Source organism: Inquilinus limosus, from assembly GCF_051487185.1.
Lineage (GTDB): Bacteria > Pseudomonadota > Alphaproteobacteria > DSM-16000 > Inquilinaceae > Inquilinus > Inquilinus limosus_F.
On sequence record NZ_JAHVDK010000021.1, the window covers coordinates 113,427 to 130,038 of the forward strand.

The 16,612-nt window shown below is 68.5% G+C and carries 16 protein-coding genes and 1 tRNA gene; 4 read left to right on the forward strand and 13 right to left on the reverse strand.

The features are described from left to right. Window positions 1–46: 46 nt before the first annotated feature. The 4 genes from KXR53_RS23055 to KXR53_RS23070 all read right to left on the reverse strand — a co-directional run bounded on the left by KXR53_RS23055 (window position 47) and on the right by KXR53_RS23070 (window position 3,513). Entirely contained in the window at window positions 47–1,153 is a 1,107-nt protein-coding gene (locus tag KXR53_RS23055; RefSeq protein ID WP_437377619.1) for a lactonase family protein, read from the reverse strand. Between the two features lie 662 nt (window positions 1,154–1,815). After that, on the reverse strand, window positions 1,816–2,406 hold the full coding sequence (locus tag KXR53_RS23060; protein WP_437377644.1) for an SDR family oxidoreductase: 591 nt from the start codon (window positions 2,404–2,406) through the stop codon (window positions 1,816–1,818). A gap of 188 nt (window positions 2,407–2,594) precedes the next feature. Continuing rightward, window positions 2,595–2,954: a DUF2255 family protein gene (locus KXR53_RS23065; protein ID WP_437377620.1), complete on the reverse strand. Its 360-nt coding sequence runs from the start codon at window positions 2,952–2,954 to the stop codon at window positions 2,595–2,597. Between the two features lie 34 nt (window positions 2,955–2,988). Beyond that, window positions 2,989–3,513 (reverse strand): cyclophilin-like fold protein, encoded by a 525-nt coding sequence (locus KXR53_RS23070; RefSeq protein WP_437377621.1) that lies wholly within the window; start codon window positions 3,511–3,513, stop codon window positions 2,989–2,991. A gap of 108 nt (window positions 3,514–3,621) precedes the next feature. Between KXR53_RS23070 and KXR53_RS23075 the strand changes: the two genes are divergently transcribed. Further along, complete coding sequence (locus KXR53_RS23075; RefSeq protein ID WP_437377622.1) at window positions 3,622–4,515, forward strand: LysR family transcriptional regulator; 894 nt, start codon at window positions 3,622–3,624, stop codon at window positions 4,513–4,515. Window positions 4,516–4,538: 23 nt separating this feature from the next. Here the strand turns inward: KXR53_RS23075 and KXR53_RS23080 are convergent, their stop codons facing one another. Further along, window positions 4,539–4,922, reverse strand: a complete 384-nt coding sequence (locus KXR53_RS23080; protein WP_437377623.1) for a putative quinol monooxygenase — start codon at window positions 4,920–4,922, stop codon at window positions 4,539–4,541. 10 nt (window positions 4,923–4,932) lie between these two features. After that, window positions 4,933–5,688: a carboxymuconolactone decarboxylase family protein gene (locus KXR53_RS23085; protein ID WP_437377624.1), complete on the reverse strand. Its 756-nt coding sequence runs from the start codon at window positions 5,686–5,688 to the stop codon at window positions 4,933–4,935. Between the two features lie 270 nt (window positions 5,689–5,958). Here KXR53_RS23085 and KXR53_RS23090 point away from each other — a divergent pair, with 270 nt between their 5' ends. Continuing rightward, window positions 5,959–6,540 carry a dienelactone hydrolase family protein gene (locus KXR53_RS23090; protein ID WP_437377625.1) on the forward strand — a complete coding sequence of 194 codons (582 nt, stop codon included), beginning with the start codon at window positions 5,959–5,961 and terminating at the stop codon, window positions 6,538–6,540. A 217-nt stretch (window positions 6,541–6,757) separates the two neighbouring features. On the opposite strand, the gene KXR53_RS23095 is transcribed toward KXR53_RS23090, so the two are convergent. Beyond that, complete coding sequence (locus tag KXR53_RS23095; RefSeq protein WP_437377626.1) at window positions 6,758–7,645, reverse strand: LysR family transcriptional regulator; 888 nt, start codon at window positions 7,643–7,645, stop codon at window positions 6,758–6,760. 102 nt (window positions 7,646–7,747) lie between these two features. On the opposite strand from KXR53_RS23095, the gene KXR53_RS23100 reads away from it, so the two are divergent. Further along, window positions 7,748–8,644 (forward strand): polysaccharide deacetylase family protein, encoded by an 897-nt coding sequence (locus KXR53_RS23100; RefSeq protein ID WP_437377627.1) that lies wholly within the window; start codon window positions 7,748–7,750, stop codon window positions 8,642–8,644. A 45-nt stretch (window positions 8,645–8,689) separates the two neighbouring features. On the opposite strand, the gene KXR53_RS23105 is transcribed toward KXR53_RS23100, so the two are convergent. From KXR53_RS23105 to KXR53_RS23115, 3 genes are all read right to left on the reverse strand, one after another. After that, the gene (locus tag KXR53_RS23105; RefSeq protein WP_437377628.1) at window positions 8,690–8,974 is read right to left on the reverse strand and encodes a helix-turn-helix domain-containing protein; all 285 of its coding nucleotides are present in this window, start codon (window positions 8,972–8,974) and stop codon (window positions 8,690–8,692) included. After that, window positions 8,967–9,329, reverse strand: coding sequence for a type II toxin-antitoxin system RelE/ParE family toxin (locus tag KXR53_RS23110; protein ID WP_437377629.1), 363 nt, complete (start codon window positions 9,327–9,329; stop codon window positions 8,967–8,969). The genes KXR53_RS23105 and KXR53_RS23110 overlap by 8 nt, the downstream gene beginning before the upstream one ends. 189 nt (window positions 9,330–9,518) lie before the next feature. Then, entirely contained in the window at window positions 9,519–11,075 is a 1,557-nt protein-coding gene (locus KXR53_RS23115; RefSeq protein ID WP_437377630.1) for an FAD-dependent oxidoreductase, read from the reverse strand. A 575-nt stretch (window positions 11,076–11,650) separates the two neighbouring features. On the opposite strand from KXR53_RS23115, the gene KXR53_RS23120 reads away from it, so the two are divergent. Further along, a complete protein-coding gene (locus tag KXR53_RS23120; RefSeq protein ID WP_437377631.1) occupies window positions 11,651–12,871 on the forward strand; it encodes an alginate lyase family protein in 1,221 nt (406 codons plus the stop codon). A gap of 69 nt (window positions 12,872–12,940) precedes the next feature. Here the strand turns inward: KXR53_RS23120 and KXR53_RS23125 are convergent. The 3 genes from KXR53_RS23125 to KXR53_RS23135 form a co-directional block, all read right to left on the reverse strand. Further along, window positions 12,941–13,017, reverse strand: a tRNA-Arg gene (locus KXR53_RS23125). 242 nt (window positions 13,018–13,259) lie between these two features. Further along, a complete protein-coding gene (locus tag KXR53_RS23130; protein WP_437377632.1) occupies window positions 13,260–14,564 on the reverse strand; it encodes an HlyD family type I secretion periplasmic adaptor subunit in 1,305 nt (434 codons plus the stop codon). A 10-nt stretch (window positions 14,565–14,574) separates the two neighbouring features. After that, window positions 14,575–16,380: a type I secretion system permease/ATPase gene (locus tag KXR53_RS23135; RefSeq protein ID WP_437377633.1), complete on the reverse strand. Its 1,806-nt coding sequence runs from the start codon at window positions 16,378–16,380 to the stop codon at window positions 14,575–14,577. Window positions 16,381–16,612 lie beyond the last annotated feature (232 nt).

Sequence of the window (16,612 nt, forward strand, 5' to 3'; positions counted from 1 at the left end):
CTGGCAAGGGAGAGGCCCCTCGCGCAACTGCGCGAGGGGCTCGAGGTCACGGCAGATCGACGATCTCGACCCAGTTCGCGCCCTGACCGACGGGGTAACGACCCACCGGCGTCAGGCCGCCGTCCGCCTTGTCGATCCTGTAGACCGACAGCCGGTCCGATTTCTCGCCCGACGCGATGAGATGGGTTCCGCTCGCATCGATCCTGATGCCGCGCGGCTGCGTCTCCGTGGCGTAGTTGGTAACGTAGGTGACCTTCCCGGTGTCGGGGGCGACGGAGAGGAGGGCGATCCGGCTGGTCGTCCGCTCCGTGGTGTAGAGAAACCGGCCGTCGGGCGTGATCTGGATGTCCGCGGCCCAGATCTTCGGCTTGTCGCCGGCCGGAGCCCCCGGTGGGGGGCCCGGCACCAGCCCGGCCTCCGGCGGCACCGTGCCGACGGTGTCGAGCACGGTCAAGGTTCCCTTGGCCTGGTCGACGGCGAATTGGATGACGTTGCCGGACAGCTCGCAGAGCACGTAGAGGTATTTGCCGTCCGGCGAGAGGACGGGATGGCGCGGGCCGTTGCCGGCCGCCACCTTGACGAGCGGGGGATCGTTCGGCGTCAGCCTGCCGGTCGCGGCGTCGAACGCGAACTGGACGATCTGGTCGCTGCCGAGATTGGTCGCGTAGACAAAGCGGTTCGTCCGGTCGGCGCGGATCGCATGGGCGTTCTTGCCCGTCGGGATGACCTGGCTCGCCTCCGATCGGATCAGGCCGTCCGCATCGATCGGGCTGACCGCGACCTTGTCGCCGCCATAGGAGGCGGTGAACAGGAAGCGGCCGGCGGCGTCGGTCGACACATAGGCCATGCTGTCGGGCAGCGGGGCGGTCGCCTCCTGCCGCAGTGCGCCACTCGCGGGATCGATGGCGTAGGTCACGACCGTGAAGGGCTGCGACCGGACCACGGCATAGAGATGCCGCTTGTCCGGGCTGACCGTCATCGGCATCACCTGCTTGCCGGCCTTGGTCTTGCCCAGCGGCGTCAGCGCGCCGGTCGCCTTGTCCATGGCATAGCCGTCGATGTCCCCGTCCGCCGCGTTGGAGACATAGACGAAGGTGCCGGCGGCAGCCGGCGCCGGGCCGAAGGCGGTGAGCGATGATGCTATGGCGAGCATTCCTGCCATCATCCGCAACGCAGTGTGGATAGCCAAGACGATTCCCTCCCCGAATGGCGAGCGGGCGCGTCTCGGCGCCTCTCTCGACACGGAAGGGTCTTATGGCCGCCGATGGCCGTCCAAGCCGAAGCGGGTATCGATCGATGCGGTTCGCGCATCGATCGCGCCGGGGCGGCGGAATGGCGACGTGCCACGGCCGGGTCTCGATCGGCCCGGCCGCGCACCGCTTCGCATGACCTCCCTGTGGGGGGCGGGATCAGGCCTTCGGTAAGGGGCGTTGCAAACCCGATCCCGCCCTTGGGGGAACCCGGCGGCCCGCGGGGTGGGGATGCCGACATGCCGCAGGGAAACCCAGGAGAGATCCTAGGAAAACCGGCCATCGGCAGGAAGATCGCCATCCGGAGGGGGACGGACTCCGTCCTCCGACGGATCGGCCCGCCTCCGGGGGCAGTGTCCCGGCCCCACCATTGGCCCGCGGCATGCCGGTTCTCGGCCCGTCGCGCGAGGCTTCATCCTTTCTGATGTATCGACCTCGCCCGGCCGCGGCGGTTCAATCAACCGTGGCGCTTCTCGGATCCAGGGGACGCCGCTGTGACAAAGGCAACTCGTTCCGCCCGGCTCCGGCCGGGCGTTTTGTTGATGGCGGTGGATCGGGGCGAGGGTCAGAGTTCCTGCGCGGTCGGTCGGAACAGGATCTCGTTCACGTCCACCTCCTCCGGCTGGCCGATGGCGAAGGCAACGGCCCGGGCGAAGGAGTCGGCGGGGATCGCGACCTTGGCATAGAAGGCGCGGATCCTCTCGGCCGCGTCGGGGTCGGTGATGTTGTCCGGCAGCTCGGTGGCGACCGCGCCCGGGGAGATCACCGTGGTGCGGATGTTGTAGGGCTTCACCTCCTGGCGCAGCCCCTCGGACAGGGCCCGCACCGCGTGCTTGGTCGCCGCATAGACGGCGAAGCCGGGTCCCACCTTGTGGCCGGCGACGGACGAGACATTGATGAAGTGCCCGGCCTTCTGCCGCTGCATATGCGGCAGCGCCGCGGCGATGCCGTACAGCACACCCTTGATGTTCACATCGATCATCCGGTCCCATTCACCGATCTGCAGGCGGTCGAGCGGCGCCTGCGGCATGAGCCCGGCATTGCTGATCATCACGTCGATCCGCCCATAGGCCTGGACCGCGGCCTCAACCAGCCCCTGGACCTGCGCGCGGTCGGCGACGTCGTGGCGACGGCGAGGGCCTTGCCGCCCCGCCAGGTCAGCTCGTCCGCCAGCGCCTTCAGCCGGTCAGCACGCCGGGCGCCCAGCACGACGCTGGCGCCCTGTTCGGAGAGAAGCCGGACCGTGGGCTTCGCCCAGCCCGCTGCTGGCGCCGGTGATGACGACGACCTTGCCTTCGATGTTGGTGCTCATGCTGGCTGTTCTCTGCGCAATGGGGGCGGCGTTCAGGCGCCGGCCTCGCGCGGCACGATCCTGACGGTGGCGGCGCGGGCGCGGGGGCCGATCATCGCGGCGAGATACGGGCTGCCGCCGTACTTGGCCCGATAGGCGTCGTCGATCCGGCCCTGGATCGGCCCGTCGACCGGCGCGAAGGCCACGTCCCGGGTCATGCCGGCGGCGATGATCCGCCCGGCCTTCTGCCGCAGCGCTGCCCGGTACCAGCGGGAGGCCGGCCCGTTGTAGGCACGGACATAGAGCCCGTCTTCGACCGCGACGGACCAGATCCAGGTCGGGGTGCCGTGGGTCCGCCCGTCTTCCCGGAACGGTGCGACGTGCAGATCGTCGGCCGCCGTGATCCGGTGCAACTCGTCTTTCGGCCATTCCAGCGTCGGATCTCCTTTACCGGTCCAGGAGTTCGATCGTCGCCGTCCGCGGCCCGGGGCGGCTCAGCGCCTCGATGCCGGATTCGATCGTTCCCAGATGGATGAGCCCGCGCGAGTAGCCGAAATCGCGATGATAGATCGCGACATTCCCCCACGGCGCGTAGTAGGCGATGTCTCTGACCGAGGGATCGAATCCCGCCGGCGCATCTTCCTCGGACAACCGCCGCGGCAGATCGGCGATCTTCTCGGTCGATGCATGGTCCCGCAGCGTCACGGTCAGCGGCAGCAGGGATGCGAAGTCTCTGGCCGTCGCGCTGTCCTCGAGCGTGGCGGTCAGGACCGTGTCGTCGATCCGGATACCGATCTTCATGGTGCCTGTCTGTTGATGGGATGCTGCTTCCCGCGGAGTCGCGGGCACGGCCGGGCTGGCGGCGGCCTCGGCGCGGACGCCCGCCGCGGCGGAGCCCAGCGCGATTGCCGCGGCGGCCGTGAGGGCAGCGATGCCGCCGACGGCAGCGAGGACGCGCCTGCGGGTGATCATCGCCTCCCTCCGGTGCGGTCGTCGGTGTCGGGGACCCGGACTCTAAGGGCGTGGTGCCTTCGCGATTAGCCGCTACAATCCGCATGGACCTATAAGCAGTGCCGATAAATGCAGCGTGGACACCTGGATGACCTGGCCGCCCTCGTCGCCGTCGCGCGGGAGCGGAGCTTCACCAAGGCGGCGGCGAAGCTGGCCGTCTCGCAATCGGCGCTGAGCCAGACGATCCGCCAGCTCGAGACCCGGCTGGGCATCCGGCTGCTGACCCGCACGACGCGCAGCGTCGGGCTGACCGAGGCGGGCGAGCGCCTGCTGCGCACCGTGGCCCCGCGGCTGGAGGAGATCGAGGCCGAGCTAGCCTCGGTCAGCGAGCTCGGGGAAAAGCCGTCCGGCACCATCCGGATCACCGCCGGCGACCATGCGATCCGGTCGGTCCTGTGGCCGAAGCTGGAAAGGTTTCTGCCCCGCTATCCCGACATCAGGGTCGAGCTCGCCATCGACTACGGGCTGACCGACATCGTCACGGAGCGCTACGACGCCGGCGTGCGCTGGGGCGAGCAGGTGGCCCGGGACATGGTCGCGGTGCGCATCGGGCCGGACATCCGCTTCGCCGTGGTCGGGTCGGACTCCTACTTCGCGCGGCGGCCGCGGCCGCAGACGCCGCAGGACCTGGTCGCGCACAGCTGCATCAATCTGCGCCTGCCAACCTTTGGCGGGCTTTATGCCTGGGAGTTCGAACGGGACGGCCGCGAGATGAAGGTGCGCGTCGAAGGCCAGCTCGTCTTCAACGGCATCTATCAGGTCCTCGACGCCGCCCTGGCCGGCTTCGGCCTGGCCTATGTGCCGGAGGATCTGGCGCGGCCCCATCTCGCCAAGGGCCGCCTCCACCGGGTGCTGGAGGACTGGTGCCCACCCTGGTCGGGCTATCACCTGTACTATCCGAGCCGGCGCCAGACCTCCGCCGCCTTCGCCCTGCTGGTCGACGCGCTGCGCCACCGGGGCTGAGGCGGGCCTGCCGGGCGCGGTTCTCACTTCGCCTTTGCCCCGAGGACAATGGGAACGGCGTCGAGCAGCCTGCGGGACCGGACCATGGTCTCCGTGTCGGCCCGGAACTTCTGGAAGTGTGGGGTTTGCAGATGTGTCCGATAGGCGGTCTCGTCGGCATAGACCTCGAAGACCCTGACCCGAGCCGGATCGTCCTTTTCGAACACGGCGTAGAGGGCCAGGACGCCCGGCTCCACGCGAACAGCGGTCTCGATCTCGTCCCTGATCGCGGCGCTGAATTCCTGCGCCCGGGCCGGGTCGATCTCCAGCTCCGCCAGGCGGATATACGGCTCCTGCATCGGCTCGGCGGAAGTGCCGCCAGGCGAGAGCGTGAGCAGCGAGGCGGCGAGAACTGTCTTGGCGTTCATGGCGGGCCTGCTATTTCGGGCGCTTCTCGAACACGTCCCTCGCCACCGGCAGCGCCGAGAAGACGTTCGGCCAGCCGGCATAGAAGGCCAGCTGCGTCAGGGCTTCTGCGGCCTGCGGCTGGGTCAGGCCATTGTCCATGGCCCTGCTCAGGTGATAGGGCAACTGGGCGACCTGGCCGGTGGCGACCAGCGCGCTGACCGTGACCAGGCTGCGGTCGCGCGGCGCCAGGTCGGGGCGCAGCCACAGGTCCCGGAACAGGACGTCTGTGGTGTATTGCACGACTCCAGGGGCGACGGCGTCGAACTGCTCCCCGACGCGTGTCGCGCGCTGCGCTTCGGCCGCCTCGTCGAGCGGCAGGAGGGCCGGCGCGGCGGCGGGCAGCTGGTCGCTCCCGATCTGACGTGCGGCGAAGACGTCCTTGGCGACAACTGCCGCCGCCGTCGCATTGCCCCAGCCGGAATAGAAGGCGAGATGTGTGATGATCTCCGAGATCTCGCGGGGCGTCACGCCGCTGTCGAGCGCGAGGCCGAGATAGAAGGGCAGCTCGACGGTCTGGTGGCGCGCGATCATGGCGGCGAGGGTGACAATGCTCCGGTCCCGCGCGGACAGGCCGGGGCGCTTCCAGACGCCGCCCAGCAGCGTATCCCGCGTGTATCTTTCCAGGGCGGGGGCGACCATGTGCGGATCCTTCTTCGATGGCTCCGCCTGCGCCGCCGAGGCGGTCACGAGGCACAGGACGGCGATGACGGTGGCAAGAGGACTCATCGACGATTCCTGCGATCGTTGCGTCGAGCCGGAAGGTCGTCCGGCGTTTGCCGGGTTCTCCTCTCCTGGTTATAGGCGCGCGCCCCGGCATGCGATTATCCGGCGGAATGCGCATGAGCCTATTAGAAGGCCTTATGGATCTGCGGGCGTGGCGGACTGCACCCGATCCCTGAACGAGAGGCGCGGGCGCCGACACCGGCGCACGGCTTCCGGCAACGAGAACGACGCCGTAAGGTGATCGGACCTGACCATCCGACCCGGGGGCTGCCGATGACCGAGATCCTGTTGTTCCACCACGCCCAGGGGCTGACCCCCGGCGTGCGGGCGTTCGCCGACGATCTGCGGGCCGCCGGCCACGTCGTGCACGCGCCGGACCTGTTCGACGGGCGCTGCTTCGACAGCATCGACGAGGGGCTCGCCCATATCCGCACGATCGGTTTCGAGGAGATGCGGGAGCGCGGCGTCCGCATCGCCGACGGGCTTCCGTCCGGGCTGGTCTATGCCGGGTTCTCGTTTGGCGTTCTGCCGGCGCAAAAGCTGGCGCAGACTCGGCCGGGGGCCCGCGGGGCCCTGCTTTTCCACTCCTGCCTGCCGATCAGCGGCGACTGGGCGTTCGGCCCTTGGCCGGACGGCGTCCCGGTGCAGATCCACGGCATGGACAACGACCCGATCTTCGTCGGCGAGGGCGACATAGACGCGGCCCGCGAGATCGTGGCGAAGGTCGAGGATGCGGAGCTGTTCCTGTATCCGGGCGACCAGCACTACTTCGCCGACAGCTCGCTTCCGTCCTACGATCCGGACGCGACCGCGCTGCTCACCAAACGGGTGCTCGCGTTCCTGGATCGCGTCTGATCATTCACGGACGGCGAGCGCGAAGCGGCAGCACGTAAGTTGGGTTCGCTGGAGGCGAGCCCAACATTCCACCGTTCTGCGGCATCCGTGATTATTGGGTTCGCGGCACGCGAACCCGGCCTGCGAACTTCCCAGCTGTCGACGAGATCCATGGGGTCGCTCCCCCCGTGCTCGGCGATTTCGGAAAGCTTCGGTCAGCGTGGAGGGCCACTGTACCTCATGCCGGAAACAGACTCCGCGCCATGAAGTCGACGAAGACCCGCAGCTTGGGCGCGGGATGGCGGCTCGACGGCCACAGCAGGCGGAACACGCCCTCGTGCTCGGTGTGGTCGGCCAGAACGACCGCCAGCCGGCCCTCTTCGAGCTGCCGGCGGATGGCGAAGTCCGGCAGGCAGGCGATGCCCAGACCCGCTTCGGCCATGGCGATCAGCGGCTCGATCGTGTTCGCCACCGCCGCGCTCGGCAGCGCGACCTCGCGGCGCAGTGGCCAGGGCTCCAGCTTGCCGCTGGTGGCGAAGCGGTGCTGCAGGCAGGCATGGCCGGCCAGCTCCTCCGGCGCCCGCGGCACGCCCCGCCGCTCCAGGTAGCCGGGAGAGGCCACGAGCTGCAGCCGGAAGACGCCCAGGAAACGGCTCATCAGCCGGGAATCGCTGACATCGCCGGCCCGCACCACCGCGTCGAAGCCCTCCTCGATCACCTCGACCAGCCGGTCGCTGAAGTCGAGGTCCAGCTCGATCTCGGGATAGGCCTGCATGAAGGCGCTGAGGGTCGGCATCATCAGCATGCCGGCCAGGGGCAGGCTGACCCGCAGCCGGCCGCGCGGCGCGCCCCGGCTCTGCGCCAGCTCCATCTCGGCGGTCTCGATCTCGCTGAAGATCCGCCGGCAGCGCTCCAGGAACAGCGCGCCCTCCGGCGTCAGCGTCACCGAGCGGGTCGAGCGGTGGAACAGCCGCACGCCCAGCCGGTCCTCCAGCCGCGCCACCGCCTTGCCGATGGCGGAGGCGGAGACGCCGAGCTGCCGCCCCGCCGCGGTGAAGCTGCGCGCATCCGCCGCCCGGACGAAGGCGTCGAGCGCGCCGAGGCTGTCGGTGTGCCGCAAGGTCATTCCGGACATCCATGTCGCAAGTGTCCGGAACTATAGCCCAATTCTCCGGAATGCGCGGTGGACTCATCTTGGCGGTGAACAGTCTCACCGAAGGAGGCCAGCATGCCCCAGGACACCGCCGCGCCGCAGCATCACGACCGGTTCCCGTATTCCGCCATCGTCGACCGCCCGCCGCTGCGCTGGCCGAACGGCGCCCGGGTAGCGGTGTGGGTGGTCCCGAACATCGAGCATTTCCTGTTCGACCGGCCGTCCAGCTCGATCAACCCGCACACCGCCAACCTGGTCCCCGACGTGCTGAACTATTCCTGGCGCGACTACGGCGTCCGCGTCGGCATCTGGCGGCTGATGGAGGTGATGGAGCGATACGGGGTCAAGGGCACGGTGGCGCTCAACGCCGACGTCGTCCGGCACTATCCGCGCATCATCGAGGCCGGGCGGGCGCTCGGCTGGGAATGGATGGGCCACGGCATGACCAACTCCACCCTGATCCACGGCCAGCCGGAGGAAGAGGAGCGGGAGATCATCCACAGCGTCGTCGACACCGTCGGCCAGGCCACCGGCGCGCGGCCGCGCGGCTGGCTCAGCCCGGCGTTGACGGAATCGCACCGGACGCCCGACCTGCTGGCCGAGGCCGGCATCGACTACGTCGCCAACTGGGTGAATGACGAGCAGCCCTATCCGATGCGGGTGAAGTCCGGTTCGATGCTGTCGCTGCCCTATTCGATCGAGATCAACGACTTCAACGCCTTCCTCTTCCAGGGGCAGACGGGTGAGCAGTTCGCGCGGACGATCCGCGACCAGTTCGACGTGCTCTACGAGGAGGGCGCCGGGACCGGGCGGGTGATGGGCATCGCCCTGCACCCGTTCCTGATCGGCCATCCGCACCGGGCGAAACATTTCGCCGAGGCGCTCGCCCACATCGCCTCGCACCGCGACGTCTGGCTCGCCACCGGCGGCGAGATCGCGGACTGGTACCGGACGAATTATCAGGGGAACTGACCGGCGCGCCCGCGTGGGGTCCATCCTGGGGCGCGAACCAATGTCTTAGACAAGGCTGACCGCAAGACTTTTGCCCAAGGCGGATGCTGCCTTCACCAAGGTATCGAGCTGGATACGGTCATTGTTTGGATCGAGAAGCCGCCCGAGCTGCGTGGCGCTCGTCTTCATGCGGCGGGCCATTTCCGACTTGGAGATGTTCTGTGCTGCCATCTCGTGCTCGATCTGAAGCGCAAGTGTCCGCTTGATGGCGGTTGCGGTCACCTCGTCATAAATGCCTTCATCGCGCAGAAAGCTCGCGAAGCTTTCGCCGATATGAGGGTTCTTATTCATAGCGCTGCACCTCCTTCATGCGGGCTGTCGCCAGTTTCAATTCCTTGTCAGGTGTCTTCCGGGACTTTTTGATGAAGCCGTGCAGAAGGACCATCTGGTTGCCGATCAGGACAAAGAACACGCGAGCAATGCGCCCCGACGAGATGTTCGACCGGATCTCATAGAGGCCATTCACGCCTTTCATGGGCGCGCATTTCGGCATCCCGACGGGCCAGCAAAATTCCAGCGTGGCAATATCCTCGCCGATGGTCTTGCGATCTTCGGGCGAAAGCTTCATGAGCCACTCCCGCACGGGCCGGTTCCCGGTATCAGTCGTATAGAAAGCAGCCTGCAGAATCTTCGCGGGCGTGCTCATCGAACTTACCTTATAAGGTATACCTTTTGAGGATAAAAATCAATTCCCATCGATTGAGGATAAAAATCAATTCCCATCGAAGGCCGAAGCCGCCGACGATGGAAAAGGGTGGGCATGGCCGGTGCGCACGGACCACGGGGTGATCGCCCAGGCCACCGGCGGCGAGATCGCGGACTGGTACCGGAAGACCTACGCGACGGCCTGATCGGTCCCGGCCCAGCGCTGCGGCGTCGGCGGCAGGTCTTCCTCCGCCAGGGCCCTGACGGCGCTGGGGGCCAGGGCATGCAGGGCGGTGCGCCGCCGCGCCGCCAGAACGACGGCGGCGCCCGCGGCCGCTCCCAGCGCCATCCAATGCGGCTCCATCCGCAGGCTGGAGAAGGCGACATGGGTGGCGGAGGCGGCCACGGGGACCAGGAGGTTGGCGGCCTCCTGCGGCTTCGGCAGCAGCATGCCGAAGCGCATGCCGTAGGGCCTGGGCACCTTCTTGAACATCATGCCTTCCCGGACGGCGTGCTTGCCGTCGGGGGTCGCCGTCCACTGGATCGGCTTGCAGTCCAGCGGATAGCGGGCCAGCCCGATATCCGCCGCGTCCGTCCGGCCGTTCAGGACGTCGTGCTCGGTCAAGACGTCGCAGCCGGCCAGGCGGCGCCCTTCGCGGACATAGAGCGCCGGCGGCCAACCTGCCGTGTCCTGATACTCGTCCCGGCAGAAGCCGAACTCGGAGAAGAAGCGCCGGGTCTCCTCCGGCACGCTCTCGTCGTGGCGGATGAAGTACAGGATCTTCGCCGTGTATTCCTGGTACCGGTAGGAGATCTTGCGCCTGCCGTCGGGGCCGGAGTTCAGCCAGTCCATGTCGGCCAGCGGCAGGTTGATCGGCGCCGCGTGGCCGGAGTTCATGTCGTATTTGCCGCCCTTCAGCTGGGCGAGGTTGAAGAACACCGAATTGAAGGTGGTGCCATGGACGATGGCGACGCTGCCCGCGCCCTTCCTCCGGGCCGACAGGGTCAGCCGCCGGAACAGCTCCATCTCCCTGCCGTCGTAGCTGTCCGGATCGGGGATGCGGATCCGGTTATCGGGGCTGCGCGTGAGCGTCAGGCGGTAGCAGAAGGACTGCAGCCGTGAATCGGCCTGGCCCGGCTTCATCCCGTCGGGCGGCGTCAGGAAGGGCAGCAGCTTTCCCTGGTCGTCCCGGGCCGGGATCGGCTCGTCGAGCGGGGGCGGCAGCATGGTGCCCAGCGGGCGCCGCCCGGCGAGCGATTCCGCATGGGCGTCGCTGCCCTCGCGACCGACGGCATGGGACACCTCGGCCAGGGGCAGCAGGTCGCCCTCATAGGTCGCGTCGATCCAGAAACCGGCGCCGACCCGGCCGCCGTCCTCCAGCACCGCATGGCCGAGGGTGGGGCCGGTCCTGGCGATCGACGAGATCCGGATCCCGGTCCTGGTCTCGACATCCGCCTCGGCCAGAAGGCCCCGCAGGATCCGGCCCAGGACATGCGGCTCGGCCCTGAACTCGAGGTCCGGGCTGCCATAGGCCGCACCCGCCCGCTTGAACACCTCTCGGGCGGCGCCGCGAAGGCCGGACCCGTTGCCGATCAGGTCGGTCGCGTTCAGCCCGCTCGTCATCAGGCCGCCCAGATGGGCCGTCTGCTCCAGCAGCAGGACGCGCAGGCCGAGCTTCCCCATCAGGCTGGCGGCGACGATCCCCGCCGGGGTCGCGCCGTATACGACGGCATCGTAATGTCGCAAAGCCAATCTCCACGACTATGGATCGGCTGCGACAAGACCGGTCCCGGGCGCGCCACCCCTGCCGCTTGATCCGGGAGCAGCCCGCTCGGCATCGGCGCCACGAGCATGCCGACCGGCGCTCCACCGGATCCTCCGGAACGGAATGACGGGCGGACCGGCAGACTGCCGCACGGCCCGTCGATGCCGTCATCGGGCATGGGATTGGCTGGTCCGGATCTCCCCCACAGCAGATCGTACCGAACGGCGGCGATCTCCGGGCTCCTCGCCATCGCACCCCCGCCGAGGCGCCCGGATGGATCGTCGCTGTGACGATCTTCCGGCATGTCGGCCCGGCGCAATGCCGTTCCGCTCCGTTCCGTTTATTCCGATAATAGGTATTATCTCCCAGGATTCGCCGCCCTGCGATGCTCGCCGGCGAGGCGGGGCCGCCCGGCCGCATCGCCGGATGAGCTTTTGCGCGCTTCGGCGGTTTACCTGCGGGGCCCCGCCGTCTAGGCAGGCCGGGGATCCGAAGAATCGGGACCGTCCCAGCGCCGGGTCCGCCGACCGTTCAGCCAGCGGGAGCACCACGTTTCATGTCGATCCTCGAATCCCTTCGTCGGCGCTTCGTCCTGGTCCGCTGCATCGGCGCGGCGCTGCTGTCGGCCGCGCTCCTTCCCGCCGCCGGCGCCGCGGCCGCGGACCGGCCGTTCACCCATCCGGGCCTGCTGCACACCAACGAGGACTTCAAGCGCATCAAGACCCGGCTGGCCGGCAGCACCCAGCCCTGGCAGGACGGGTGGAACCGGCTGGTCAGCAACGCGCACGCCTCGCTGTACTGGACGCCACAACCGCAGCCGGTGGTCTATCGCGGCTACGACGGCGTGCATGCCGAGAATTACCGCAAGCTGTACAACGACGTCGCCGCCGCCTACGCCTTGGCGCTGCGCTGGAAGATCAGCGGCGACAGCCGCTACGCCGACAAGGCGGTGGAGATCATGAACGCCTGGGCGGGCCAGCTCACCGCGATCCGCGGCACCGCGGATGCGGCCCTGGCGGCCGGCATCTACGGCTACGAATTCGCCAATGCGGCCGAGCTGATGCGCGACTATGCCGGCTGGTCCGCGGCGGATTTCCGGCGCTTCAAGCTGATGATGATGAGGGTTTTCTACCCGATCAACCACGACTTCCTGGTGCGCCACAACAACGCCCGGATCGACCATTACTGGGCCAATTGGGACCTGGCCCAGATCGCCTCGATCATGGCGATCGGCGTGCTGGCCGACCGGCGCGACCTGTACGGAGAGGCCGTCTCCTATTTCAAGCACGGCGCGGGCAACGGCTCGGTGGAGCATCTGGTCTGGAAGCTCTATCCGGGCCACCGCATGGGGCAGGTGCAGGAGAGCGGCCGTGATCAGGGCCATGCCACCCTGGACATCGCCCTGGTCGGCGCCATCTGCCAGATGGCCTGGAACCAGGGGAATGACCTGTTCAGCTATGACAACAACCGCGTCCTCAGGGGGGCCGAATACGTGGCCGCCTACAATCTGGGCGAGACGGTCCCCTACACGACTTACAGCAACAGCGACGTCACCCAGACGGAGATCTCCAGCAACGGCCGCGGGAACGAGCGGCCGGCCTGGGAGCTCCTGTACAACCATTATGTGGTGCTGAAGGGGCTCAGCGCGCCGCATGTCGCCGCCTTCGCCGCGAAGCTCCGTCCCGAGGGCGGCGGCGGCAATTACGGCCCCAACAGCGGCGGCTACGACCAGCTCGGCTACGGCACCCTGATGTACACGCTGCAGCCGCCGGGGTAGGGGCAGGCCGTTTGCCAGGGCTTCGGGGATCCTGAGGATGGCCTGCCACCCGAAGCCAAAGGTGTAGGGTGGCGTCCCCGGAGAGATTCGAACTCCCGACCCGCTGCTTAGGACGCAGCCGCTCTATCCTGCTGAGCTACGGGGACCCGGGCGCCCTTATAGCAAGCCCGCGGGGACGATGACACCCCCGGCGTGATGCGTGGCAAAGCCGCCATGGCGACCGCTGATCATTGACAGTGTCATCTCGTGCGCGCTGCGGCGCGAAGCGCTGCTGCGCAGACACGGGATCTCGGTGCTGTCGTTGAGGAGATCCGGTTCTGCGGCGCAGCACCGTCGTGCTGCGCCGCGCCCGGGATGACGGTGGGGAATACAGGCCGGCAGCCGCGTCTCAATCCTCGACGAAGCTGCGCTGGAAGGCGTGGACCAGCGGGTCGACGGCGTATTGCAGGGCGGTGCGGGTGCCGGTCTGGATCGAGGCCTCGGCCGGCATGCCGGCGGAGAGGTTGATCTGCGGTGCCACCTGCTTCAGCAGGGCCGCGTCCACCTCGACCTTGGCCAGGAAGAAGGAGCGCTTGCTCTGCTCGTCCTGGGTGCTGTCGGCGGCGACGTAGATCACCTTGCCGTCGATCCGCGGCATGTTGCGCTGATGATAGGCGGTGAAGCGCACCAGCGCCGACTGGCCCTCGCGCACCGTGTCGATGTCGTGCGGCTGCACCTGCACGTCGATCACCAGCCGCTCGTTCTTCGGCACCAGCTCCAGGATCGGGGCGCCGGGCTGAATCACGCCGCCGAGCGTGTGGTACTTCAGGTTCACCACCACGCCGTCGACCGGCGCCAGGATGCGGGTGCGGCCGACCACGTCGCCGGCGGAGCGCATCTTCTCCTCGAGCTGCGCCAGCTCCTTCTGGGTGGTGGAGCGCTCCTCGGCGATCTTGTCGCGGAAGTCGCTGTCCAGCGCCAGGATCCGCATCTGGCTCTCGCCGATGATCTGTTCGGCCTTGGCGATGGCGGAGACATCGGAGGCCTTCTCGCCGGCGATGCGCGCCTGGCCGCGCTGCAGCTCCAACAGGCGGGTCTTGCGCTCCAGCCCCTTGGCCACCAAGGGCGCGACGCCGTTGATCTCTTCCTGGATCAGGGCCAGCTGGGTGTCGCCGGCGACGATCTGGGCGCGCAGCCCCTCGATGTCGGCGCGGCTCTGGGCGATGCGCTGCTCCAGCACCGATTTCTGGCCCAGGATCGATTCCCGCCGCGACTTGAACTGCTCCTGCTGCGCCCGCACCAGAGCCGCGGCCACCGGGTTCTCTGCCGCTGTGTCCAGCACCTCCTGCGGCAGGGTGATCGACGCCGCGCCGGCCTGCTCGGCGTCGAGCCGGGCCAGCGCCGCGACGTCGGCCAGGCGCTGCATCCGCACCGAATCATAGGTCGCCTGGTCGCGCGTGGCGTCCAGCACCAGCAGGGTGTCGCCGGCCTTGACCTCGGTGCCGTCCTTCACCAGCAGCTCGCTGATGATGCCGCCCTCGAGATGCTGCACCGTGCGGCGGTTTCCCTCCGGGCTGACCACGCCGTTGGCGATGGCGGCGCTGGCCAGCGGCGCCACCGAGGCCCAGGCACCGAAGCCGAAGACGAAGACGCCGATCACGGCGCCGCCGATCAGGCTCAGGCGGTTCAGGGCGCGGGCGTTCTGCCGCAGCACCGTCGGCGTCTCATCCGGCGGAGCGGGCAGGCGCGGGCTGCTGCGGACGGCCGGTGGCCGTGGCTGTCCAGGCTCCTGAGGGGTGAGAGACATTATCCGAACTTCCCTTTGGCAGCGGCGTCGCCTCGGCGGCGCGCGGTCCAGCGATGCGGGCCAGCACTTCGGCCCGCGGTCCAAGCAGCGCGATCTCGCCGTCGCGCATCACCAGCAGGCGGTCGGCGTCGGCCAGGATCTGCGGACGGTGCGCGACCAGGACCACGGTCGTGCCCCGGGCCTTCAGCCCGGCGATCGTGGCCATCAGGGCCGCCTCGCCATCCGCGTCGAGATTGGCGTTGGGCTCGTCCAGCACCACCAGCTTGGGCTGGCCGAACACGGCGCGGGCCAGGCCGACGCGCTGGCGCTGGCCGCCCGACAACGGCACCCCGCCGTCGCCGATCGGCGTGTCGTAGCCCTGCGGCAGCCGCACGATCATGTCGTGCACCCCGGCCAGCTGCGCCGCCGCCACCACCGCGTCGGAATCGACCTCGCCCATGCGGGCGATGTTCTCGGCCACGGTGCCGGGGAACACGTCGACCGTCTGTGGCAGATAGCCGATATGGGGGCCGAGCGTCTCCGGCGACCACTGCGCCAGGTCGGCGCCGTCCAGGCGCACAGCGCCGTCGCTCGGCGGGTAGATGCCGACCAGCAGGCGGCACAGCGTGCTCTTGCCCGAGGCCGAGGGGCCGACCACGCCCAGCACCTCGCCGGCCGCGATCTCGAAGCTGACCCGCTTGATGATCGGCGTCCGGTTCTGCGGCGCCAGGAACACCAGCTTGTCGATCTGCACCTTGCCGCTCGGCGGCGGCAGGGTCAGCCCGTCGCGGCGCCTCGGCAGGGCGGTGAGGATCTTCTCGATTGATTCATAGGCCTGGCGGGCGCTGATGAACTGGCGCCAGGAGCTGATCGCCTGCTCGACCGGGGCCAGCGCGCGGGACAGCAGCATCGACCCGGCGATCATGCCGCCCGAGGTCAGCTCGCCATGCAGCAGCAGATAGGCGCCGACGCCCATCACCAGGCTCTGCACGAAGATGCGGACGAATTTCGAGGCGCCGCCGATGATCGACGACAGGTCGGCGCCGTGCTCCTGCCCCTGCAGCGCCGCCTCCTGGTCGCGGCGCCAGCGGGCCAGCAGCGCCGGCAGCATGCCCATGGCGCGCACCGTCTCGGCGCTGCGGATCGCGCCTTCCGCCTGGCGCTGGGCGGTGACCTGCAGCTTGTTCGCCTCGGTGGTCGGGCCGCGCAGCATCTTCTCGTTCGCCAGCGCCAGGCCGAACAGGACGATGGCCGAGACCAGCGCCGTCACCCCGAGCGCCCAGTGCAGGAAGAACATGACGATGATGAAGACCGGCGCCCAGGGCGCATCGAACAGCGGCCCGATCGCCGGGCCGCCGATGAAGGCGCGGATCTGCGATAGGTCGCGCAGCGCCTGGCCGCCCACCGGGGCGCCCAGCACGGCGCCGTTCACCCCGGTCTCGACCAGCGTGCCGGCCAGCTGGCGCTCGAACCGGGTGCCGATCCGGGCCAGCAGGGCGGAGCGCAGCCCGTCGAGCCAGCCGAGGATGATGAAGGCGAAGCAGGCGACCAGCGTCAGGAACACCAGCGTCTCGACATGGGCGCTGCCCAGCACCCGGTCGAAGATCTGGTACGAATAGATCGGCGAGACCATCACCAGCAGATTGGTGGCGAAGCTGAACGCCCCGGCCACCACGAACCAGGGCCTGACCGACTGCAGGGCCCGGCGGGCGGCGCTCGGCGGTGTCGATTCGGTCTTCGCCATAATCTCTATCCCCTTATCGGCGCGCCGGCTCACCGCCCCCGCCGACATCCTTATACCTTATACTGGCCGGGAAGCAGACCGCCCCGCTACCGGAAAGCGAGCTGATACCACCCATGGACCCGTAATTGATTAATTCATTCCGAGCTTTGAAATTGTGTCACAAGGAACACCGATTGTCCCGACAGATTCTGCGCTTCGCTTGGCAAAATTCTGACCTTTTCGCGACCGATCC